Origin of the sequence: Mycolicibacter acidiphilus, assembly GCF_018455725.1 — a bacterium.
In the GTDB taxonomy this organism is placed as follows: Bacteria; Actinomycetota; Actinomycetes; order Mycobacteriales; family Mycobacteriaceae; genus Mycobacterium; species Mycobacterium acidiphilum.
The window spans coordinates 1-20845 of sequence record NZ_JAHCLR010000056.1 but is presented as its reverse complement, the minus strand read 5'-3'; the positions used below and the strand labels follow the sequence as shown (position 1 = coordinate 20845).

Sequence of the window (20845 nt, the reverse complement as noted above, 5' to 3'; positions counted from 1 at the left end):
ATGGCGACGACACGCGCAGTGGTGCGCTCCCGCTTCCCGCGACTGAGCCAGAACTTCCGGCACTACGCCGGTGCGGCCGGCCGGTCCCTGGACCGATCCGGGCAGATGGGGTGGTTCTCGTTCACCGCCATCAAGCAGATCCCATGGGCGCTGAAGAACTACCGCACCGAGGCGCTGCGGCTGATCGCCGAGGTCGGGATGGGCACCGGCGCGATGGCCGTGATCGGCGGCACCGTGGCGATCATCGGCTTCGTGATGCTGGCCGGCGGCTCACTGATCGCCATCCAGGGCTTCACCTCGCTGGGCAACATCGGCGTCGAGACCTACACCGGCTTCGCCGCTGCGCTGGCCAACGTCCGCGTCGTCGGGCCGGTGACCTCCGGCATCGCGCTGGCTGCCACCGTCGGCGCCGGCGCCACCGCCGAACTCGGCGCGATGCGGATCAGCGAGGAGATCGACGCCCTGGAGGTCATGGGCATCAACTCGATCTCGTTCCTGGTCTCCACCCGCATCGTGGCCGGGTTCGTGGTGATCGTCCCGCTGTACGCGATGGCGCTGATCATGGCGTTCTTCTCCCCGCAGCTGGTCACCACGCTGTTCTACGGCCAGTCGTCGGGCACCTACGACCACTACTTCCGAACGTTCCTGCGCCCCGACGACGTGTTCTGGTCGTTCGTGGAGACCATCCTGATTTCGATCGTCGTGATGGTCACGCACTGCTACTACGGCTTCAACGCCAGCGGCGGTCCGGTCGGCGTGGGCTCCGCGGTGGGCCAGTCGATGCGGTTCTCCCTCGTGACGGTGCCGGTCGTCGTGTTGTTCTCCGCGTTGGCGCTGTACGGCGTCAACCCCAACTTCAACCTGACGATGTGACGGCGATGGCTACCGGGCAAGAGAACAAGGCGCACACCCCGCCGTATCGGCTGGCGGGGGTCCTGACGATCCTGGCCTTCCTGATCGTCACCGGGCTGGTGTACGGCCAGTTCCGCGGGGCGTTCATCCCGAAGACGCAGCTGACGATGCTGGCCGGCCGGGCCGGGCTGGTGATGGACCCCGGCGGCCCGGTGCTGTTCAACGGCGTGCAGGTCGGCCGGGTCTCCGCCATCGACTCGATCACCCGGGACGACCAACCGGCGGCCAAGTTCACCCTGGACGTCGACCCGAAGTACATCAAGCTGATCCCGGCCAACGTCGACGCCCGCATCGAGGCGAGCACGCTGTTCGGCAACAAGGCCGTCTCGCTGAGCGCGCCGAAGAACCCGTCGACGGCGCGGGTCAGCCCGAAGACGCCGATCGACGCGATCTCGGTGACGGTGGAGAACAACACCCTGTTCCAGACGATCACGAACCTCTCCGAGTCCGTCGACCCGGTGAAGCTGAACCTGACGCTGCACGCGGCCGCGCAGGCACTGGACGGCCTCGGCCAGCAGTTCGGCGAGTCGCTGGTCAAGGGCAACGAGATCCTGGACCACGCCAACGCCCGGATGCCGCAGTTCCGCCACGAGGTGCAGCAGTGGGCGAACCTGAGCGAGATCTACGCCAACGGCGCACCGGACCTGGTCGGCTTCCTGGACCACGCGTCGGTCACCGTCGCCACCATCACCGAGCAGCAGAAGCAGCTCAACGCGATCCTGCTGGCGGCGACCGGGATCGGCAACCTGGGCGCCGACGTCACCAACCGGGCCGGACCGTACATCGACCGCCAGTTCCACGACCTGATCCCGGTCACCGGGCTGATGGACACCTACAGCCCGGAGCTGTTCTGCTCGATCCGCAACCTCGCCGAGGCCGCCAAGGAGTACCCCCGGGTGTTCGGCGGTGACGGCTACTCGCTGCGGACCAACAGCCAGATCGTCTCGCCGGCCAACCCGTACCTGTACCCGGAGAACCTGCCGCGCTACAACGCGCACGGCGGGCCGGGCGGCGCACCCGGCTGCTGGCAGCCGATCACCCGCGACTTCTGGCCGGCGCCCTACCTGGTCGCCGACACCGGTGTCAGCCAGGCTCCCTACAACCACTTCGAAATCGGATCCCCCTGGGCGATCGAATACGTCTGGGGCCGCCAAGTCGGGGACTTCACGATCAACCCATGAGCATCAAAGGAACCGCCCTCAAACTCGCCGCCATCGGTCTGGTGCTGGCGCTCTTCACCGTCGGCCTCGTCGTGGTCTTCGGCCAGGTCCGCTTCGACCGGACGTTCCGCTACACCGCGGAGTTCACCAACGGCAGCGGACTGCGTCAGGGACAGTTCGTCCGGGCCTCCGGCGTGGAGGTCGGCAAGGTCAAGGACATCCGACTGATCGACGGCGGTCGCCGGGTAGCCGTCGACTTCGACGTCGACCGCTCGCTGCCGCTGTACCAGTCGACGACCGCGCAGATCCGCTACGCGGACCTGATCGGCAACCGTTACCTGGAGCTCAAGCGCGGCGAAGGCGAAGGCGCCGACCAGGTGCTGCCCCAGGGCGGGTTCATCCCGGCGGCGCGCACCCAGCCGGCGCTCGACCTCGACGCGCTGATCGGCGGGTTCAAGCCGGTGTTCAAAGCACTGGACCCGGACAAGGTCAACACCATCGCCACGTCGATCGTCAAGGTGTTCCAGGGCCAGGGCGGCACCATCAACGACATCCTCGTCCAGACCACCCAGCTCACCTCCAGCCTCGCGGAGCGCGACCAGGCGATCGGCGAGGTCGTCAAGAACCTCAACGCCGTCCTCGACGTCACCGTCAAGCACCGCCAGGAGTTCGACGCCACCATCGACAACTTCGAGAAGCTGGTGAGCGGCCTCAACGCCCACAAGACCGTGCTGGCCAACGGCACCGCCGACTTCGGCGACGCCGCCGGCAACCTGGCGACGCTGCTGGCCGACAACCGGGAGCTGTTCCACAAGACCTTCCCGGTGGCCGGACCGGAACCGCCGGACCGTGCCGAGGAACTCGACCAACTGCTGCAGCAGGTGCCGGCGGCGGTGAAGCTGGTCGGGCGGACCGCGATCTACGGCGACTTCTTCAACTTCTACATCTGCGATGCGACGCTGAAGCTGCAGGGTCTGCAGCCGGGCGGGCCGGTCCGGCAGGTTCGGATCTGGTCGCAGCCGACCGGAAGGTGCACGCCGCAATGAGGACGCTGGAGCCGCCGAACCGGGCGCGGATCGGCATGATGGGCATCATCACGGTGGCGCTGATCACCGTGGTGGGCCAGACCTTCACCGCGGTGCCGATGCTGTTCGCCCACCCGACCTACTACGGGCAGTTCCCCGACACCGGGGGCCTGAGCGTCGGCGACAAGGTCCGGATCACCGGCGTCGAGGTCGACAAGGTGGAGAGCCTGAAGATCGAGGGCGACCACGTGCTGGTGGGCTTCGGCACCGGCGCCCAGCCGATCGGCACCGAATCCCGGCTGGCGGTGCGCACCGACACCATCCTGGGCCGCAAGGTGCTGGAGATCGAACCGCGCGGCGCGAAGAAACTGGCGCCGAAAGCCGTGCTGCCGCTGGGCCAGAGCACCACGCCGTACCAGATCTACGACGCGTTCTTCGATGTCTCCAAGGCCGCCGGCGGGTGGGACATCGACACCGTCAAGCAGTCCCTGAAGGTGCTGTCGGACACCGTCAGCGAGACCGCCCCGAACCTGAGCGCCGCCCTCGACGGCGTCGCGAAGTTCTCCGACACCATCGGCAAGCGGGACGAGGAGATCAACCACCTGCTGTCGCAGACCGGGCAGGTCGCGGACATCCTCGGCCGGCGCACCGGGCAGATCGACGCGCTGCTGCGCAACACCCAGACCCTGACCGCCGCGTTCAACGAGCGCAGCCGGTCGATCGACAACCTGCTGTCCAACATCACCTACTTCGGCCAGCAGGTGCAGGGGCTGGTCAAGGACAACCCCGGCCTCGACTTCCACCACGTGTGGGAGGAGACCGCCAACATCACCGGCATCCTGGTGCGGCGCAAAGAGGAGATCGCCGACATCCAGCGGACCACCGGCCGGGTGATGCTGGCGCTGAACGACGGCGTCGCCTCCGGTCCGTACTTCAAGGTGTCGAACCTGAACATCGCCCCGTTCTGGGTGGTGCAGCCATGGGTGGACGCCGCGTTCAAGAAACGCGGCATCTCGCCGGAGGAGTTCTGGCGCAACGCCGGCCTGCCGGAGTTCCGCTACCCGGACCCGAACGGCACCCGGTTCGCCAACGGCGCCCCGCCGCCCGCCCCGCAGCTACTGGAGGGCACCCCCGAGCACCCCGGACCCGCGGTGGTCCCCGGCACGCCGTGTTCGTTCGCGCCGGCCGCCGGCATCTTCCCGACGCCCGGCAACCCGCTGCCCTGTCGCGACCGCGACCAGCAGGTCGGCCCGTTCGGTCCGCACGGCGGCGAAGGCCCCTACCCGGACGGCCTGCCGGACGTGCTGACCTCGCCGCCGAACCCGGACGGCCTGCCTGCCTCGCCGGGCATCCCGGTCGCCGGCCGCCCCGGCGGCGAGACCCCGGTCGTCCCGGGCACCCCGGTGCCGATGCCGGAGGCCAACCCCGGCGCCCGCAGCGAACCGATGGGCCCGCGGCCCGGCCCGCTGCCGGCGAACCCGGGTGCGGCACCGCCGCCACCCGCACCGGCACCCGGACCGCCGGCCCCCGCGGGGCCCGGTGACCAGCTGCCCGCGCCGTTCATCACCCCGGGCCGGGCCAACAGCCAGCCCGGCGGTGGCGGTGGCGCCGTGAACGAGGGGAGGGAGTAGGACGTGAGCACGGTCTTCGACCTCAAGAACCTGCGCCTGCCCGAGATGTCGCGTAAGGCGGTGATCCTCGGTTCGCTGCTGCTGGTGGTGGCGCTCGTGGCGGGCTTCGGCGCGCTGCAGCTGTACCGCAAGCTGACCAGCACCACCGTGGTCGCCTACTTCCCCGAGACCAACGCGCTGTACGCCGGCGATGCCGTGCAGATCATGGGGATCCGGGTGGGTTCGATCGACAAGATCGAACCGGCCGGCGACAAGATGAAGGTGACGCTGCACTACGAGAACAAGTACAAGGTGCCGGCCGACGCGCACGCCGTCATCCTGAACCCGACCCTGGTCGCGTCGCGCAACATCCAGCTGGAGCCGCCGTACCGTGGCGGGCCGACGTTGCGCAACAACGACGTCATCCCCGAGGAACGCACCCAGGTCCCGGTGGAGTGGGACTCGCTGCGCGACAACGTCACCAACATCATCGGCAAGCTCGGGCCGACGCCGGAGCACCCGATGGGGCCGTTCGGTGAGACGGTGGAGGCGCTGGCCGACGGCCTGGCCGGCAAGGGCGCCCAGATCAACACCACGTTCAACGCACTGTCCGACGCGCTGAGCGCGCTCAACCGGGGCCGTGGCGACTTCTTCGCGGTGGTGCGCAACCTGGCGCTGTTCGTCAAGGCGCTCGACCACAACGACCAGCAGTTCGTGCAGCTCAACCGTGACATGGCGCAGTTCACCACCAACCTGAACAACACCGACCAGGAGTTGGCCAACGCCACCGACAATTTCGCGGCCACGGTGACGATCGTCAAGGCGTTCTTCGAGCAGAACAAAGACAACCTGATCACGGTGATGAACAACGCCGACGAGCTCACGACCAAGATGAACCAGCCGGAGGAACTCGACGGCCTGGAGCGCATCCTGCACGTCGGCCCGAACGTGCTGGCCGGCATCGGTGAGATCTACCACCCGGCGCAGGGCGCGGTGCAGGGCTTCCCGGTGCTGCCGAACTTCGCCAACCCGATGCAGTGGTTCTGCAGTGGGGTCCAGGCCGGCAGCCGGCTCGGCTACCAGGATTCCGCCGAGCTCTGCGCCGAGTACCTGGCGCCGATCGCCGACGCGATCAAGTTCAACTTTCTGCCGTTCGGGCTCAACCTGTTCACCACGGCCTACACGCTGCCCAAGCACATCGCCTACTCGGAGCCGCGGCTGCAGCCGCCACCCGGCTACAAGGACACCACCGTGCCGGGCATCTGGGTTCCGGACACCCCGCTGTCGCACAAGAACACCCAGCCGGGCTGGATCGTCGCGCCCGGTATGCAGGGGGTGCAGGTCGGTCACGACACCGAGCGGCTGCTGACCCCGGAATCCCTCGCCGAACTGATGGGCGGCCCGGACATCGCACCGGTCCAGTCGCAGTACGAGACCCCGCCGGGGCCGCCGAACGCCTACAACGAGGAGCCCGGCCCGCTGCCCTACGTCGGGCTGCCACCCGGCCAGGCGCCGCGCCCGGTGCCGCCGCCCGGCTACAACGTGATCCCGGGCCCGGTGGCGCCGATCCCGGGACCGGGCGAGTGAGCACCGACATGACCGTTCGACAGCAGCAGGGGAGGCGACCGTGGTGAGCACCGTTCGCCGGCGTGCCTGGCAGGCCGTGGTCCTGCTGATGGTTGCGCTGTCGCTGAGCTCCTGCCGGGACTGGCGCGGTATCGCCAACATCCCGCTGCCGGGCGGGCCGGGCAGCGGCTCCGGCTCCTACAAGGTGTACGTGCAGGTTCCGGACACCCTGGCGCTGAGCGGCAACAGCAAGGTGCTGGTGGCCGACGTGTTCGTCGGGGCGGTCGACAAGATCGAGTTGAAGAACTGGGTCGCGACGCTGACGCTGAAACTCAGCAAGGACGTGCACCTGCCGCGCAACGCCACCGCGAAGATCGGTCAGACCTCGCTGCTGGGTTCGCAGCACATCCAGTTGGCGGCCCCCGAGCACCCGACCGGTGAGCTGCGCAACGGCGACACGATCCCGCTGCAGAACTCGTCGTCGTACCCGACGATCGAACGCGCGCTGGCCGGCCTGTCGCTGATCCTGCAGCGCGGCGGGGTGTCCGACCTGGAGACCCTGACCAACGAGTTCGACGCGGTGCTGGGCGGCCGGGCCGACCAGATCCACGACTTCCTGGGCAAGCTCGACACGTTCGTAACCGGGCTCAACGCCCAGCGTGACGACATCAACCGGGCGATCGACTCCACCAACCGGCTGATGAGCTACCTCGGCGGGCACCCCGATTCGCTGGAGAAGGCCCTGACGAGTTTCGCGCCGTTGTTCACCTACTTCGCGCGCGACCAGAAGATCTTCATCGACGCGGTCGCCGCGCTCGGTGACATGGGCAAGGCGATCAACACCTACATCCCGCCGATGGCCCCCGACTTCCACCAGGTGCTGTCGAACATGCAGTGCCCGATGCGGGAGTTCCGCAAGGTGTCGCCGTACCTGGACGACGCGCTGAAGGTTCTGCTCAACGCGCCGTGGGTGCACGGCGGCATCTTCAAGGGCATCCGTGGCGACTACATCAACGTCTCGCTGGTGGCCGACCTCACCTGGTCGTCGATCGACAACGCGATCATGACCGGCACCGGGCTCTCCGGGGCGCTGCGCGCGCTGGAGCAGTCCTACGGCCGCAACCCCGACGAGATGATGCCGGACGTCCGCTACACCCCGAACCCGCTGTCCGCACCCGGCGGGCCCTATGTGGAAAGGGCCGACCGGAATTGCTGAAACCACAGATCAAACGGCAGCTGATGGCGTTCAGCGTCATGACGGCGATCGCCCTGCTGGTGCTCGGCGTCTACTACCTGCGGCTGCCCAGCCTGATGGGGATCGGGCAGTACACGCTGAAGGCGGACCTGCCCGCGGCCGGCGGGCTGTACAAGACCGCGAACGTCACCTATCGCGGTGTGACGATCGGCAAGGTCACCGCCGTCGAACCGACCGAGCAGGGCGCGCGGGCGACCATGAGCATCGGCGACAAGTTCCACATCCCCGCCGACGCGGTCGCCAACGTACACTCGGTGTCCGCGGTCGGTGAGCAGTACCTGGACCTGGTGTCGGCCGGTGGCAAGGCGCCGTACCTGAAGTCGGGCCACGTCATCACCGAGAGCACGATCCCGGCGGCGATCGGGCCTGCGCTGGATACCGCCTACCGCGGTCTGGCCGCCCTGCCGACCGAGAAGATCTCCGCGCTGCTCGATGAGACGGCCACCGCCGCCGGCGGTCTCGGGCCCAGCCTGAAACGCCTGGTGGACTCGACCCAGGCCATCGTCGGCGACTTCAAGGACAACCTCGACGACGTCGACGTCATCATCGACCGGTCCGGACCGATCATCGACAGCCAGGTCACCGCGGGCGATTCGATCCAGCAGTGGGCACGCAACCTCAACATGCTCAGCGACCAGGCGGCCGGCCGCGATCCGACCGTGCGCTACATCCTCAAGACGCTGCCGGACGTCGAGGACCTGACGTACTCGTTCTTCAGCGCCACCAAGGACTCGGTGCCGTCGCTGATGGCGAACGTCGCGATCATCGCCGACATGACCAAGCGCTACCAGCAGAACATCGAGCAGGTGCTGGTGTTCCTGCCGCAGGCCGGCTCGGTCATCCAGACGTTCCTGCACACCCACAAGGACCGCGGGGCGCTGAACGTCGCGCTGGGCGCCATCCCCGGTGTGCCGCTCGGGCCGCTGGCCGCGATGGGCGGCATCATCCCGGGTCTGAGCCTGAACTGGCCGCCGCCGTGCCTCACCGGCTACCTGCCGGCGTCGCAGTGGCGGGCGTTCGCCGACACCAGTCCGGCCGATGTCCCGGAGGACTACTACTGCCGGATCCCGCAGGACGAGCCGTCGAACAACGTGCGCGGCGTGCGCAACATCCCGTGCGCGGACGTGCCCGGCAAGCGGGCGGCGACTCCGAAGGACTGCCGCAGCGACAAGCCGTACATCCCGATGGGCACCAACCCGTGGTACGGCGACCCGAATCAGATCCGCACCTGCCCGGCGATGGGCGCCCGCTGTGACCAGCCGGTCGAGCCCGGGCACGTCATTCCGGGGCCGTCGATCAACAACGGGCTGAATCCGCTACCCGCCGATCAGGTGTCGCCGTCGCCGCCGCCGAAGAACGACCCGGTGTCGCGGCCGGGTTCCGGCCACGTTCAGTGCAACGGGCAGCAACCGAACCCGTGCATCTACACTCCGGGCGGGGGACCGGCGGCGGTCTACAACCCGCAGAACGGGCAGGTGACCGGTCCGGACGGTTCCGAGTACGCCCTGGAGGACTCGACCAACACAGGAGACGATGCGTGGAAGTCGCTGCTGAAAGTGGCCCCGGGACTCAAGTAGGGGACCCTTCGGACGAGCAGACCGGTAGCGCGGACGGGACCGATTCGGCTCCCGCGGAAGACGACGCCCACGACGACGTCGACGCGACCGCACCGGCCGCGGAGTCGCAGGGCGGTTCCCGGGTCAACCGGCGCTGGGCGATCGGCATCGCCGCCGGGCTGACGCTGGCGTCGGCGGCGCTGGCCGTGGGCGGTTACCTGGGGCTGCGCGATCACCGGGTGAGTCAGCACTTGAACGCCGAGAACGCCGCCGCGGTGTCGGCTGCGAAGGAGTGCGTGGCCGCCACGCAGGTGCCCGCCTCGGACGACATGGTCGCGGCCGAGCAGAAGATCCTGGAGTGCGCGACCGGGCAGTTCTACGCCCAGGCGGTGCAGAACGCCGGGTTCTTCGTCCACGCGTTCAAGATGGGCCAGGTGCACACCGAGGTCGCGGAGATCCGCGCCGCCGCCGAGCGGGACAACCCGGACGGCAGCGTCGACGTGCTGGTGGCCTTCCGGGTCAAGGTCGACAACGTCGAGGCGAAGGGCAAGGAGTACGGCTACCGGCTGCGCGCCCAGATGGTCTCGGTCAACGGTGCCTACCGGATCGCGGACCTGCAGCAGGTCTCCCGGTGACGGTGGCGTCCGGAACCGACGAATTGGGGCAGCCGGCGGCGTCGGTCCCGGGTGCGGGCATGCCGGCGGACTGGCTTACCCGGGCGACGGGGTTCGCCCTCGACGTGCTGCCGGGTGCGGCGGTGGTGTCGGCCGGGGTGCTGGTCGGCCTGGCGGTGCCGGTTCGCGGATTCTGGTGGTGGGTCTGCGTGGTGCTGGGCGCCGCCGCGATCCTGCTGACCGCTGCGAATCGGGTGCTGCTGCCGTCGCTGACCGGCTGGAGTCTGGGGCGTGCGGCCACCGGCATCGCGGTGTCGGACCGGGCCGGCGGCCTGGTGGGCGCGCCGCGGCTGCTGCTGCGGGAACTCGCCCACCTGCTGGACACCGGATCGGTCGGCGTCGGCTGGCTCTGGCCGCTCTGGGACACCCGGCGGCGCACATTCGCCGATCTGCTGACCCGCACCGAGGTGCGGCGGTCAGCGGAGCCGCGGGCCACCGCGTCGCGCGTCGCGGCACTGGTGGCGGCGACGGCCGTGCTGGTGTGCGTCGGCGTTGCAGCAATCGGGTATTTCGCGGTGACCCGGCCGGCGCAGGCGATGGACGCGACGCGGGCGCAGATCTACCGCACCGGACCGCACCTGGTCGAGCAGCTGCTCAGCTACGACCCGCAGACGCTCGCCGACGACTTCGCCCGGGCGCAGTCCGTGGCGACCGCGCACTACCGGGAACAGTTGGTGCCGCAGCAGCAGGCCGTCGAACACGGCAAACCGCTGCCGAACAACTACCGGGCGATCAACTCCGCGGTGCTCTCCGCGACGCCTCAGCACGCGGTGATGCTGCTGTTCCTGCAGGGCTCCCGCGGCGCCGGCCAGGACGAGCGGCTGATCACCGCGACCGTGCGGGTCACGTTCGTCAAGGACGCCGGCAACTGGCTGGTCGACGACCTGGCGCTTGTCCCGTCGGCCGCCCGGCCGGAGGGCGGCGACGCCGGGCGGGAGGGCGAGAAATGAGTCCCCGTCGCAGGATGTCGCCGGGGCAGCCCCCGCTGTTCACCGAAACCGCAGTGCCGGCGCCGGGCCGCTGGCGGTTCCGGCTGCTGGTCGTGCACGTCGTGCTGGCCGTGAGCGCGGCGCTCGCCATCTGCGCCCTGGCGCTGGTCAGCCATGTGTCCGTGCATCGCGCCGCGGTGAACCAGGCCAATGTGCGCGCCGACGTCGACCGGTTCATGGCGCACTTCACCTCCCCGGACCCGTTCCACGCGAACGACTACGTCGACGAGGTGCTGGCGCACGCCACCGGCGAGTTCGCGACGATGTACCGGGAGAAGGTCAACATGACCCTGGCGCACATCGTGCACGCCCAACCGGCCACCGGGTCGGTGCTGGACTCCGGGATCGAACGCTGGAACGACGACGGCAGCGCCACCCTCCTGGTGGTGACCCAGGTCCGCTCCAAGTCGCGGGACGGTAAGAAAGACGAGGACGTCCCCTACCGTTGGATCGTCACCGCCGAGCAGGAGGGGAGCGAGTGGAAGATCAGCAACCTGATCCAGGTGCTCTGACCGAACCGTCGGAGGACGCCCTCGAGGACGCCAACGAGGACGCCACCGAGGCGGCCGAAGAAGCCCTCGAGGACGACGACGAAGCCGGCGAAGCCGACGAGACCGACGGGGAAGCCGCCGAGACCGACGAGCCCGAAGACGCCGAACCCGAGCCCACGGTCGCCAAGCCGCCGTCGAAGTGGCGCAGTGGCCGCGTCCTGGTCGCCGTCGCGGCGGCGCTGTTCGTGGCCGCGTCCGGTTTCTCCGGTTCCGCCGTCCAGCCGTATCTGTCCGACCGCGCCGAGGTCGCGACCAAGCTGCAGATCACCCGGACCGCGATCGCCGCGATCACCACGCTGTGGAACTACACCCCGGAGAACATGGACACGCTGGCCGACCGCGCGTCCGGTTACCTCAGCGGCGACCTGCAGGCGCAGTACCGCAAGCTGATCGACGGCATCGCCGAGGCCAACAAGCAGGCCAAGGTCACCAACAGCACCGAGATCACCGGCGCCGCAGTCGAATCCCTGCAGGGTCGGGAGGCCACGGTGCTGGTCTACATGAACACCACCGGCACCAGCGAGGCGCAGAAGGGCCTGCCGTCGCTGAAGTACCTGACCTACCGGCTGTTCATGAAGCGCGACAACAACCGCTGGGTGGTGACCCGGATGCCGACCGTCACCTCGCTGAGCCTGACGCCGCGCATGTAGCACCATGCCCGCCGACCGCATCGCCTCACCGCTGACGGAGCGACTGACGGTCGCGGCGCTGCTGACCCTGACATTCGCGACCGGCCTGGTTGACGCGGTCAGCGTGCTGATCCTCGGGCACGTGTTCGTGGCGAACATGACCGGCAACGCGATCTTCCTGGGGTTCCTGTTCGTGCCGCGCACCGGCGTGGACCTGACCGCCGCGGTGGTGGCGTTCGGGGGCTTCCTAGGCGGCGCGGTGGTCGGCGGCCGCTTGGTGCGGGCGCTGTGGCGGAACACCCGGCGCTGGCTCACGGTGGCTCTCGGCGGTGAGACCGTGCTGCTGGCGGTGCTGGGCGCGCTGGCCGGGGCCGGGGTGCTGCGCTATCACGACGGCAGCAAGCTGATCCTGATCGTCGGGCTGGCGGTGGCGTTCGGCGTGCAGAACTCGACGGCCCGCCAGTTCGGCATCCAGGAGTTGTACACCACCGTGCTGACGTCGACGATCGTCGGGATCGGCGTGGACAGCAGGCTCGCGGGCGGCACCGGCCGACGTGAAAAGCTGCGCTACAGCGTGGTTTTCGTGATGATCGCCGGTGCGGTCGCCGGGGCCACCCTGTCCCGGTTCGCCGTGGCCCCGGTGATCGGGCTGGCCGCCGGGCTGGTCGCGGTCAGCACACTGCTGTTCCGCTACGGCTGAGGTCTGCCGCCGGGAACCTGTCGGTGCTCGGTGCGATGCTGGTGGCATGTCCTCGATCGCGGAGTCACCCGATACCCGGGTGGGGGCGTGTGCGCGGCTGGAGGTGTTGTTCGAGGAGCTGGCCGAGCTGACCGGTCAGCGCAACGCGATCGACGGGCGGATCGTGGAGATCGTCGCCGAGATCGACCACGACGGCCTGTGGGGCGCCACCGGCTGCCGATCGATCCCCGCCCTGGTGGCCTGGCGCACCGGGGTGTCACCGAACAACGCCGCCACCATCGCCAGCATCGCGCACCGGCTGCCTGAGTTTCCGCGGTGCGCGGCCGGCCTGCGCGACGGCCGGTTCTCCCTGGATCAGGTCGGGGTGATCGCCCAGCGCGCCGCTGACGGCTCCGATGAGCACTACGCCGCCATGGTGCCCTATGCCACCGTCTCCCAGCTGCGGACCGCGGTCAGCCTGGAACCGCGCCCCGACCCCGAACCGTATGCAGACCCACGGCCCTCGATCAGCAAAACCAATGACGCCCACGGCAGTTGCTGGCGGATCAAACTCGACCCGCTGGATGCCGCCAAGTTCGACGCCGCCCTGCAGTCGCACCTCGACACCCTGATCACCGAGTGGAAACACGACCACGACGACGAGCCCCCACCGCAAACACGGCCCCCGCTGCCGAGCACCATCGATGCGTTCCTGCGCCTGGTCGAGACCAGTTGGGATGCCGAGGTCAGCCGCCGTCCGCACGGGCAGCACACCACGGTGATCGCCCACCTCGACGTCGAACACCGGGCGGCAGCACTGCATCTGGGTCCGCTGCTCACCGACGCCGAACGCCACTACCTGACCTGTGATGCCACCTGCGAAGTGTGGTTTCACCGCGACGGGCAACCCATCGGTGCCGGGCGCACCACCCGCACCATCAACCGGCGGCTGCGCCGCGCCCTGGAACACCGCGACCGCACCTGCGTGATCCCCGGCTGCGGCGCCACCCGCGGATTGCACGCCCACCACCTGCAGCACTGGGAGAACGGCGGCCCCACCGAACTGCACAAGGTCACGTGTCGCGAATCTACCTGCTGAACGCCGGACACGTCTTGGCTTCACCGGGCGTCGAGTTCGATTCGCGCATTGATGCTTTCGCCGTGGCGGTCGACGTCCGCTGGCGCTCCCGTCCACCGCCACGGACCAAATCAGCTCTACCGCGGCCGACGAGCATCCCGAGTGCCGCACGCCAGCCAGCCGAACCAAATGCCCAGCTGGCAGACCCGACGGCCGCGACCATCAGCCACCGTTCGGGCCGGAAGCAGGCGTCCGAGCCGCCGAACCAGCCAGGACGACCGGAGCCGATACAACGCAGAAACCGTCGCTGGCCTGGTCTGTGAGAACTTTCTTTACTGCTATCAAGAGGTGCGGGAGTCTTGGAACGCCTTGATTACACTTCTAGCTGTCATGTATTCCACACGAGGAGAGCGTTGATGCCGAAGTCGCTGAAGGTCGATCCGGCCGCGCTGCACCAGGCGGCGGGGTTGATCGATGACCACGCCGGCGTTTTCGCGACGGCTCACCAGGAGGCGCACGCTCAGGCGGCACGGTGTTCGTTGGGTTCGGGGGCCGCCGCGGGTGCGTTGACGCAAATGCTGCAATCCTGGGAGGCCCACGGCGCTCGTTTCAGTGACCGCCACACCACCCTTGCCGCCGACCACCGCCAGGCCGCCAACACCTATCTGCGGGTTGATGGCAGCGAAGCTGACGCCATCGACAGCACCGGCTCGACGCTCTGAGGCACGGTTGTGCCCTCCAACCTGAAGGAGCTGCTGGAGTGGGTTCCCGAGATCGACGATCTGGCAACCGCGACCCGCGCAGCAGCCAAAAATCACGCGAACTCAGCGGATTTCTACAACGCACTGACCAACACCTCCACCTGGGAGGGTTCCGCCGGTGATGCCGCCCGCGCATCGTCGGCGATGACCGCCGGCCAGCACGACGAGGCAGCACAGAACCTGACCCTCGGGGCGCTGGGAATGGCACGCGCCCAACACCAAGCTGACATTCTGGCCAACAAGATCAGGGGCTTGGTCGGCTACGCTGACGAAGAGCCTGCCGTCGAGGTCGATCTAGAAACCAACAAGGTCAGTCTGCCGGCATCCTACGACTACCTCGACGAGGATGCGCAGGCGAAGATCGACAGGAAAATGACCGTCCTCGAAGGGCAGATCCCCAAGCTCCTCGCCGAGGGCCAACGAGTCGACACCGAGCTGTCCCATGCAATCGCCGCGGCCACCGGATTGCCCGAACCCGAGGCAAACCACGGTCACGAGGTGCCCGGCCAGCCTGCCCAGCCGGAGGGTGGCAAGATGACTCCGGCCGACCAGCTGCCATTGCCGCCGAAGAGTGGAAACCCGACCCCCACCGAGGCCACGCGTGATAACAGCTCGCCCGACCCAGGCGTACATCTCACGGACAACCCGAATCCGTCACCGCTACTGGCCGGATTGAGCGCCGAGCAGTGGCGGGAGCGGCTGGCGCACTTCAAGCCGGGAGACCCGTTGCCGGACCCCCGGACCCCAACCGGCGACAAAGCCATCGACGCTCTCGCCCACGCGGCGAGCCAGCAGAACACTTCGTATGCGTGGGGCGCCAACGGGTCCAAGGACGGCCCGTCTTCGGGGCACAAAGCCACACACCCGGAGTACCCGAACAAGACCCAGGAGCAACTGGAGCAGGATGGCTCGTGGCTCTCGCGTGATGACGAGCGCGTCGGCTACGACTGCGGTGGCCTGGTCCGGTACTCCGTGCAGCAGGGTGCGGGCATCGATGTCGGTATGGGCACCAACAGAATTGACACCAACCCGCAACTCACCCAGGGGCCGGGGCATATCCCCAGTGCAACCCTCAACAACTCGGCTGCCGGACCGGGCGACATCCTCGTGTTCGGCGGTTCGCGCCCGTTCGAAGGTGGCAATACCGACCACACCGGGCTCTACATCGGCAACGGCTACTACATCAACGCACCGCAATCGGGAGACCCTGTGCGAGTAGACAACCTGAGACTGCGACTCAACGACTACGCGGACGTACTGAAAGTGCCAGGACAATGAGGAAGATCGCCGTCATCGGGCTAGTGAGCTTCGCGCTGGCCGCGTGCTCGGCGCAACAACCCACGCACGCGGAGCCCATAGGAGGATCAGTGTCCGACACCGATGGAGTGATCGTCCGCTTCACCAAGGATCTCTGGCCTGCCATCGCTGCCTGCAATGGCGTATGCGATCAAGGGGGTAAGAACTACGTTCGGCTCCACCAGTTGTACGACCCCAACGCAGACCCAGGTCTCCGTCAAGCAGTGCAGGGGCTTGGACAGGCTGACCGCGACAGCGTGATGAGTGGGAATCCGTTCCGCGATATGGATGGGATACGGCTCGGGAGCGCCGTTCTCACTGCGCTCAATCCGCCGACGGCGGCTTTGAAGGTGTGCTACACCTACACCCTCACCCTCGGCGCAGACAATCCGATGCCACCGCAGCCGACCGCATCGGAGGTCACCGTCGAACTGCATAAGACCGACGCCTGGTACCTGCACAGCATCACCAACGATCATGTGGTGTCGAGCTGCGGAGACATCAACAGCTGAGTTCGGCTGTGGCAAGGCAGCGAATCGTCAAGTGCAGCGCAGTAAGTCGAGCGTTCCGGCACTGGGGCAACACGGGATCCCCGCCGGTGGTCTGCCCGGATTTCCTGCATCATTCCGGGGGGTAGGTTCCGGACTTGTCAGCAATCTGGTGCTGCTCTGCCCCTACCATCACCGCCAGCATCACCGCGGCATCATCACCATCACCGGCCCCGCCGACCACCTCGTCGTCACCGACGAAGACGGCGACCCAATCCACCCCGGATCACTCGCGCGGCCACCCACTCAACCCCCACCATCGGTCCCACCGTGCACCGGACCGACCGGCGAACGCGCCCAATGGTGGTGGTACGACCCATTCCAACCCCAACCACCACCAACACCCAACTAGGCTCGACGCGAAACCGTTTACGCGCCACCGTATTCCGGGCGCAGGATCGAACTGAGCGCACTCAGCGGAATGTGCGCTTGCACGTTGCCGCCGTCCATCATCCACTGCATCTGGTTGTACTGGATCGGGGTGTCATGGCTGACCGGGTAGTCCGGCATGTACAGGATCAACTCGTCGGGGGTCAGGGCCCACGCTCGGTACCCGCCGGAGAACACCTTGTCCGGCGTGAAACGCTCCGGCACGAACGGGTAGTCGCCGGGCCGGTGCTCCCAGAACGCCCGGTCCAGCGCCTCCACGATGAACGGCTCACCGAGTTGGGGGATCGTCGCGAGCGGATCCACGCCAGGCTTGGTGATGTCGGCCAATTGCAGTTGCTTCCCGCCGGTCATGTCGAAGGTGAACGTCCGGTAGCCGTTGTTGATGTACGGGCCGTCGGAGTGGTAGTCCTCGTGGAACACCACCGACATCGCACTGCCGTGCTGGAAGATCTCGTAGTTCTCGTTGCCGAAGCTGTCGACGACCATCGAGGCGCCCTTGGCCCGCCAGTTGCCGAACAGTTTTGTCAGATAGTCCCGGATCGGCGGGCCGGCGACCGGGTGGTCGACCAGATCCCCGGGCACCGCCATCCGCACGTAGCGGGTGGCGAGCCGTTCGGAGTGCACGTCGGTGCTGCAGTAGTGCCCGTCCCACGCGCCGCCCAGGCCGCTGCAGAACGACGGCGCGGACGCCGAGACCGGCGCCGCCGCGGCGACGGCCGTGGCAGCCACTGCGCCTGCCAGGAATCGGGATGCCCACATCGCAATGCTCCTAAGGCAATTCGACTTTGCTGGCCAGCCAGCGCCCGTCGACCTTCTCCATCGTCATCTTCATCCGGCTGCGGTCCACCCGCGGATCGGGCCGCGCGGTGTTGGTGATGGTCTGGTTCACCATCAGCAGCACCACCACCCGGTCCTTCGACTCGGACTGCACCGCGGCGGCGATCACCTCGCCCTGCGCCGTCGCCTTGTTGTCGACGAGCAGTTGGCGCAGCTGCTGACTGGCCTTGGTGTAGGTGTCCCGGAACTCTCCGGTGGACCCGTTGAGCACGGCGTCGAAATCACGGTCGACATCGTCGGAGTCGATGCTGGTCAGCGCCTCCGCGAACGCGCTCGCCGCCTGCTGTCCGGCCACGCCGGCGGCGTTCACCAGATGCTGCTGCCACAGCAGCCAGCCCAGGCCGCCGACCGCACCGAACACCGCGGCATACGCGGCGGCGACCGCGGTGATCCGCACCCACCGGCGCGGTCGCGCCGGCGCGCCGACGGCGACCGTGGCGTCCGTAAATTTCTCAGCGCCGCTGTCGATCTCGGCGTTGCCGCCGTCGATCTCGGCGTCACCGCTGTCGATCTCGGCGTCGTCGGTGGTGCTCACCGGCTCCTCTCCTCGCGCATCAGTGCGGCGGCTCGATCAGCAGCGCCGGGCCGCCGTAGTCGGTGGGAATGCTGTAGCGCCCCTTGGGCGTCGGGTCGGTGGTCGCGGTCAGGTCGGCGCCGGGCGGTGGGCCGGCGGTGTCGTCACCGGGCGGCCGCGGCGCATTGCGGGCACCGCGGATCAGCACCGACGGGTCGTCGTCGCGGCAGTAGCCGTACAGGAACGGCTCGGGGAAGTCCGCCGCCGACGGCGGGCGCCGCGGCGTGCCGTAGTCGCAGGTGTAGCGCGGATAGATGTCCGCGGTGGCCCACAGGCCCTTCTCCCGGATGATCGTGCCGAGTGCTTCCAGCGCCGAACCGCGGTAGTTCGGGAACAGCGCGTTCAGCGCCGGCACCCGCACGTACAGCAGCTGCGAGGCGGCCGCCATGTTGCCCAGCAGACCGACCATGGTGTCGGAGTTGTCGTCGAACAGGCCGTCGACCGACTTCAACGCGCCGGGGGTGGCGTCGAGCAGGCTGCGGTAGCCGCCGATCATCTTGTTGATCCCGTTCAGCGTGCTGCCCACGTTGTCGGCGGTAGCGGCCATGCCGTTGTTGACGTCGCTGAGCATGGTCAGCACGATCCGGCTGTTCTTCAGCAGGCTGACCGTCTGCGGCAGCACCGAATCCAGCGTGGACAGCAGGAAGCTGCCGCCGTCGACGAGGTCGGTGAGCTTCGCCGGGCCGTTCTCGGTGAGGCTGAGCTCGCGTTTGATGACGTCGAGTTTGCGGGCGTCGGTCTGCGCGAGCATGCCGTCGGCGTCGGCGAGCATGGTGGAGATCGGGATCGGGGTGCTCGCCTGGTCCCTAGACACCACGCTGCCGGCGGTCAGGAACGGGCCGGTGCCCGACTCCGGTTCGAAGTCGATGTACTGCTCGCCCGCGGCCGACAGCCCCGACACCCGCACCCGGCTGTTCTTCGGAATCTTCACGCTCGATTCGATGTCGGCGACCGCATCGATCCCGCTGCGGGTGACCCGCAGCGCCGTGATCCGGCCCACCGGCACCCCGCGCACCGACACGTCCTGGTTGGTCAGCAGGCCGCCGGATTCCGGCAGCGCCACGGTGATCTGGTATGTCGAGTGGGTGGGGTTCACCCGCAACGCACCCACCAGCAGGTAGGCGATCGACACCACCAGCGTCAGCCCGAGCGCGATCCCGGACAGCCAGGACTTCTGCCGGTGCCCGGCACGCACCAGGTTGACGATGACACGGCTCGTGGCGTCGATCACGGCGTCGGCCCCTGCCCCAGCGGCCCCTGCTCACCGGGGTTCGGCTGCGCCGCCGCCTGCTCCTCGGCCGGCTGCGCAGGGAACGGCGGCCCGATCGGCCCCCACGGCACCTGACCCATCTCGGATTCCGGGCCGCGGCCCACCACCCGTTCCTGCAGCCGCCACAGCACGTATTTGATCGAACCGGCGAGCTTCGCCCAGTCGTAGCGCTTCGGCCCGTGGAAGACCGGGTCGCCCTTGAACCCGGCGTCGGGCATCGACCCCCACACCAGCCGGTCCAGGCTGACGTGCACCGAAATGCCCGCGCTGGTCGTGGATTTGATGATCGGCGCCATCAGCCGGTTCAGTGCGGCCAGGCTGGTGTTCGGGTCGGTCGCCACGTCGTTGAACGCCGCGGCGGTCACGTTGGCGTCCTTGATGAAGCTGTGCCCGGAGTCGTCGGTGCCGGCGATCGACGGGAACCGGGCCAGTTGACGGGTGGTGGCCCCGACCTGCTCGACGAGGTCGGCGATCTTGCCGGTGTTCTCGACCAGGGTGTCGGTGGCCGGGCTGGCCGCGGCCAGCACCTCGGTCAGTGCGGCGCTGCGGCTGTCAAGCCGTTCGGCGAGCACGCTGGTCTGCGACAGCGCCGCCTCGATCTCCGACGAGCGCGCGTTGAGCTTGCCGAGCAGTTCGTTGGACTGGTTGATCAGGTTGCCGAACGCCTTGCCCTGGTCACCGGTGGCCTTGCCGGCACCGTTGACGATATTCGTGAAGTTCTGCACCGCACCGCCGTTCACCAGCAACGCCGCCGAACTGAGCACCGACTCCACGGTGGCCGCCGATGCGGTGGAGTCCAAGCCGATCGTGTCGCCGCCTTTCAGCAGCGGCGCCCCCGGATCCAGCGGCACCGGCGGTTTGACGGCGACGAACACGTCCCCGAGCGGGGTCGCCGAGCGCAGTTCGGCGGTGCTGCCCACCGGAATCCGCGCCCCGTCCATGATCCGCAGCGTCGTCACCGCGGTGTAGTTGCGGGCCACCATCGTCTCCAGCTGACCGATGTCGGCGCCGGCCAGCTTCACCTTGGCGTGCGCGGGCAGGTTCAGCGCGTTGGCGAACACCGCGGTGATCAGGTAGCCGCCGCTGCCGACCCCCGGTGCCGGCAGCGGCAGACTGTCCAAACCGCTGGTGGCGCAGCCGGATCCGGTGCCGGCGACCAGGGTCGCCGTCACCGCCGCCGCGACCAGCCGTTTCCGTCGTGTCATCACCTACTGCCCCATCATCGAGAGTCCGTCGAGCACGTAGGTCAGCCCGAAGTCCGGGCCGTAGTCCGCCAGTGTGCCGGTGCCGCAGCCCAACTGACGCAGGTGCATCATGTTGCAGATCTCCTTGGTGCCCTGGCTGTCGATCAGGATCTTGTCGACCAGGGCGTGGATGCGGATCGAGCCGTTGTTGGTGTCGATGGTGTTGTAGATGTTCTCCATTGCCATCGGCAGCACGTCGACGAGTGAGGTGCCGGAAATTCCTCGGACAGTGGCCCCAAAG

General features: G+C 68.3%; 19 protein-coding genes and 3 pseudogenes. 17 read left to right on the top strand and 5 right to left on the bottom strand.

Annotated features, from left to right (window positions below; translation table 11 throughout):
* From KIH27_RS19155 to KIH27_RS22735, 17 genes and pseudogenes are all read left to right on the top strand, one after another.
* The gene (locus tag KIH27_RS19155) at positions 1 to 873 is read left to right on the top strand and encodes an ABC transporter permease (protein WP_214094557.1); all 873 of its coding nucleotides are present in this window, start codon (positions 1 to 3) and stop codon (positions 871 to 873) included.
* A 5-nt stretch (positions 874 to 878) separates the two neighbouring features.
* The gene (locus KIH27_RS19150; protein WP_214094556.1) at positions 879 to 2093 is read left to right on the top strand and encodes an MCE family protein; all 1215 of its coding nucleotides are present in this window, start codon (positions 879 to 881) and stop codon (positions 2091 to 2093) included.
* Complete coding sequence (locus tag KIH27_RS19145) at positions 2090 to 3118, top strand: MCE family protein (RefSeq protein ID WP_214094555.1); 1029 nt, start codon at positions 2090 to 2092, stop codon at positions 3116 to 3118. The genes KIH27_RS19150 and KIH27_RS19145 overlap by 4 nt, the downstream gene beginning before the upstream one ends.
* Positions 3115 to 4728 (top strand): MCE family protein, encoded by a 1614-nt coding sequence (locus KIH27_RS19140; RefSeq protein WP_214094554.1) that lies wholly within the window; start codon positions 3115 to 3117, stop codon positions 4726 to 4728. Before KIH27_RS19145 ends, KIH27_RS19140 begins: the two co-directional genes overlap by 4 nt.
* Positions 4729 to 4731: 3 nt before the next feature.
* The gene (locus tag KIH27_RS19135; protein ID WP_214094553.1) at positions 4732 to 6294 is read left to right on the top strand and encodes a virulence factor Mce family protein; all 1563 of its coding nucleotides are present in this window, start codon (positions 4732 to 4734) and stop codon (positions 6292 to 6294) included.
* 43 nt (positions 6295 to 6337) lie between these two features.
* On the top strand, positions 6338 to 7489 hold the full coding sequence (locus KIH27_RS19130; RefSeq protein ID WP_307856943.1) for an MCE family protein: 1152 nt from the start codon (positions 6338 to 6340) through the stop codon (positions 7487 to 7489).
* 23 nt (positions 7490 to 7512) lie between these two features.
* Positions 7513 to 9105, top strand: a complete 1593-nt coding sequence (locus KIH27_RS19125; RefSeq protein ID WP_372451427.1) for an MCE family protein — start codon at positions 7513 to 7515, stop codon at positions 9103 to 9105.
* Complete coding sequence (locus tag KIH27_RS19120; protein WP_250150395.1) at positions 9066 to 9719, top strand: Rv1363c family protein; 654 nt, start codon at positions 9066 to 9068, stop codon at positions 9717 to 9719. The genes KIH27_RS19125 and KIH27_RS19120 overlap by 40 nt, the downstream gene beginning before the upstream one ends.
* Positions 9720 to 9778: 59 nt before the next feature.
* A complete protein-coding gene (locus tag KIH27_RS19115) occupies positions 9779 to 10708 on the top strand; it encodes an RDD family protein (RefSeq protein WP_214094567.1) in 930 nt (309 codons plus the stop codon).
* Positions 10705 to 11259, top strand: coding sequence for an Rv1363c family protein (locus KIH27_RS19110; RefSeq protein WP_214094551.1), 555 nt, complete (start codon positions 10705 to 10707; stop codon positions 11257 to 11259). The genes KIH27_RS19115 and KIH27_RS19110 overlap by 4 nt, the downstream gene beginning before the upstream one ends.
* Positions 11226 to 11948, top strand: coding sequence for a mammalian cell entry protein (locus tag KIH27_RS19105; protein WP_214094550.1), 723 nt, complete (start codon positions 11226 to 11228; stop codon positions 11946 to 11948). The genes KIH27_RS19110 and KIH27_RS19105 overlap by 34 nt, the downstream gene beginning before the upstream one ends.
* A gap of 4 nt (positions 11949 to 11952) precedes the next feature.
* Positions 11953 to 12627 carry a YoaK family protein gene (locus KIH27_RS19100; RefSeq protein ID WP_214094549.1) on the top strand — a complete coding sequence of 225 codons (675 nt, stop codon included), beginning with the start codon at positions 11953 to 11955 and terminating at the stop codon, positions 12625 to 12627.
* A gap of 46 nt (positions 12628 to 12673) precedes the next feature.
* Positions 12674 to 13672: pseudogene (locus KIH27_RS19095) on the top strand (13E12 repeat family protein); the annotation flags it as partial.
* A 428-nt stretch (positions 13673 to 14100) separates the two neighbouring features.
* Complete coding sequence (locus KIH27_RS19090) at positions 14101 to 14406, top strand: WXG100 family type VII secretion target (RefSeq protein WP_214094547.1); 306 nt, start codon at positions 14101 to 14103, stop codon at positions 14404 to 14406.
* Between the two features lie 9 nt (positions 14407 to 14415).
* Positions 14416 to 15723 carry a C40 family peptidase gene (locus tag KIH27_RS23210; RefSeq protein ID WP_214094546.1) on the top strand — a complete coding sequence of 436 codons (1308 nt, stop codon included), beginning with the start codon at positions 14416 to 14418 and terminating at the stop codon, positions 15721 to 15723.
* On the top strand, positions 15720 to 16253 hold the full coding sequence (locus tag KIH27_RS19080) for a type 1 periplasmic-binding domain-containing protein (protein ID WP_214094545.1): 534 nt from the start codon (positions 15720 to 15722) through the stop codon (positions 16251 to 16253). Before KIH27_RS23210 ends, KIH27_RS19080 begins: the two co-directional genes overlap by 4 nt.
* A 139-nt stretch (positions 16254 to 16392) precedes the next feature.
* Positions 16393 to 16641: pseudogene (locus KIH27_RS22735) on the top strand (hypothetical protein); the annotation flags it as partial.
* Positions 16642 to 16658: 17 nt separating this feature from the next.
* On the opposite strand, the gene KIH27_RS19070 reads toward KIH27_RS22735, so the two are convergent.
* From KIH27_RS19070 to KIH27_RS19050, 5 genes and pseudogenes are all read right to left on the bottom strand, one after another.
* Positions 16659 to 17438, bottom strand: a complete 780-nt coding sequence (locus KIH27_RS19070; RefSeq protein ID WP_214094543.1) for a mannan-binding protein — start codon at positions 17436 to 17438, stop codon at positions 16659 to 16661.
* A gap of 10 nt (positions 17439 to 17448) precedes the next feature.
* Complete coding sequence (locus KIH27_RS19065) at positions 17449 to 18051, bottom strand: Rv1363c family protein (RefSeq protein WP_214094542.1); 603 nt, start codon at positions 18049 to 18051, stop codon at positions 17449 to 17451.
* A gap of 19 nt (positions 18052 to 18070) precedes the next feature.
* Positions 18071 to 19321, bottom strand: a complete 1251-nt coding sequence (locus KIH27_RS19060; RefSeq protein ID WP_214094541.1) for an MlaD family protein — start codon at positions 19319 to 19321, stop codon at positions 18071 to 18073.
* Complete coding sequence (locus KIH27_RS19055) at positions 19318 to 20565, bottom strand: MCE family protein (RefSeq protein WP_214094540.1); 1248 nt, start codon at positions 20563 to 20565, stop codon at positions 19318 to 19320. The genes KIH27_RS19060 and KIH27_RS19055 overlap by 4 nt, the downstream gene beginning before the upstream one ends.
* Before the next feature lie 3 nt (positions 20566 to 20568).
* Positions 20569 to 20845 (bottom strand): annotated as a pseudogene (locus KIH27_RS19050) (mammalian cell entry protein); the annotation flags it as partial.

Excerpts from the sequence above, each read along its gene's own strand:
- KIH27_RS19155 (WP_214094557.1), top strand. The coding sequence starts at position 1 with ATGGCGACGACACGCGCAGTGGTGCGCTCCCGCTTCCCGCGACTGAGC.
- KIH27_RS19150 (WP_214094556.1), top strand. The coding sequence starts at position 879 with ATGGCTACCGGGCAAGAGAACAAGGCGCACACCCCGCCGTATCGGCTG.
- KIH27_RS19145 (WP_214094555.1), top strand. The coding sequence starts at position 2,090 with ATGAGCATCAAAGGAACCGCCCTCAAACTCGCCGCCATCGGTCTGGTG.
- KIH27_RS19140 (WP_214094554.1), top strand. The coding sequence starts at position 3,115 with ATGAGGACGCTGGAGCCGCCGAACCGGGCGCGGATCGGCATGATGGGC.
- KIH27_RS19125 (WP_372451427.1), top strand. The coding sequence starts at position 7,513 with ATGGCGTTCAGCGTCATGACGGCGATCGCCCTGCTGGTGCTCGGCGTC.
- KIH27_RS19115 (WP_214094567.1), top strand. The coding sequence starts at position 9,779 with ATGCCGGCGGACTGGCTTACCCGGGCGACGGGGTTCGCCCTCGACGTG.
- KIH27_RS19110 (WP_214094551.1), top strand. The coding sequence starts at position 10,705 with ATGAGTCCCCGTCGCAGGATGTCGCCGGGGCAGCCCCCGCTGTTCACC.
- KIH27_RS19100 (WP_214094549.1), top strand. The coding sequence starts at position 11,953 with ATGCCCGCCGACCGCATCGCCTCACCGCTGACGGAGCGACTGACGGTC.
- KIH27_RS19090 (WP_214094547.1), top strand. The coding sequence starts at position 14,101 with ATGCCGAAGTCGCTGAAGGTCGATCCGGCCGCGCTGCACCAGGCGGCG.
- KIH27_RS19080 (WP_214094545.1), top strand. The coding sequence starts at position 15,720 with ATGAGGAAGATCGCCGTCATCGGGCTAGTGAGCTTCGCGCTGGCCGCG.
- KIH27_RS19070 (WP_214094543.1), bottom strand. The coding sequence starts at position 17,438 with ATGTGGGCATCCCGATTCCTGGCAGGCGCAGTGGCTGCCACGGCCGTC.
- KIH27_RS19055 (WP_214094540.1), bottom strand. The coding sequence starts at position 20,565 with ATGACACGACGGAAACGGCTGGTCGCGGCGGCGGTGACGGCGACCCTG.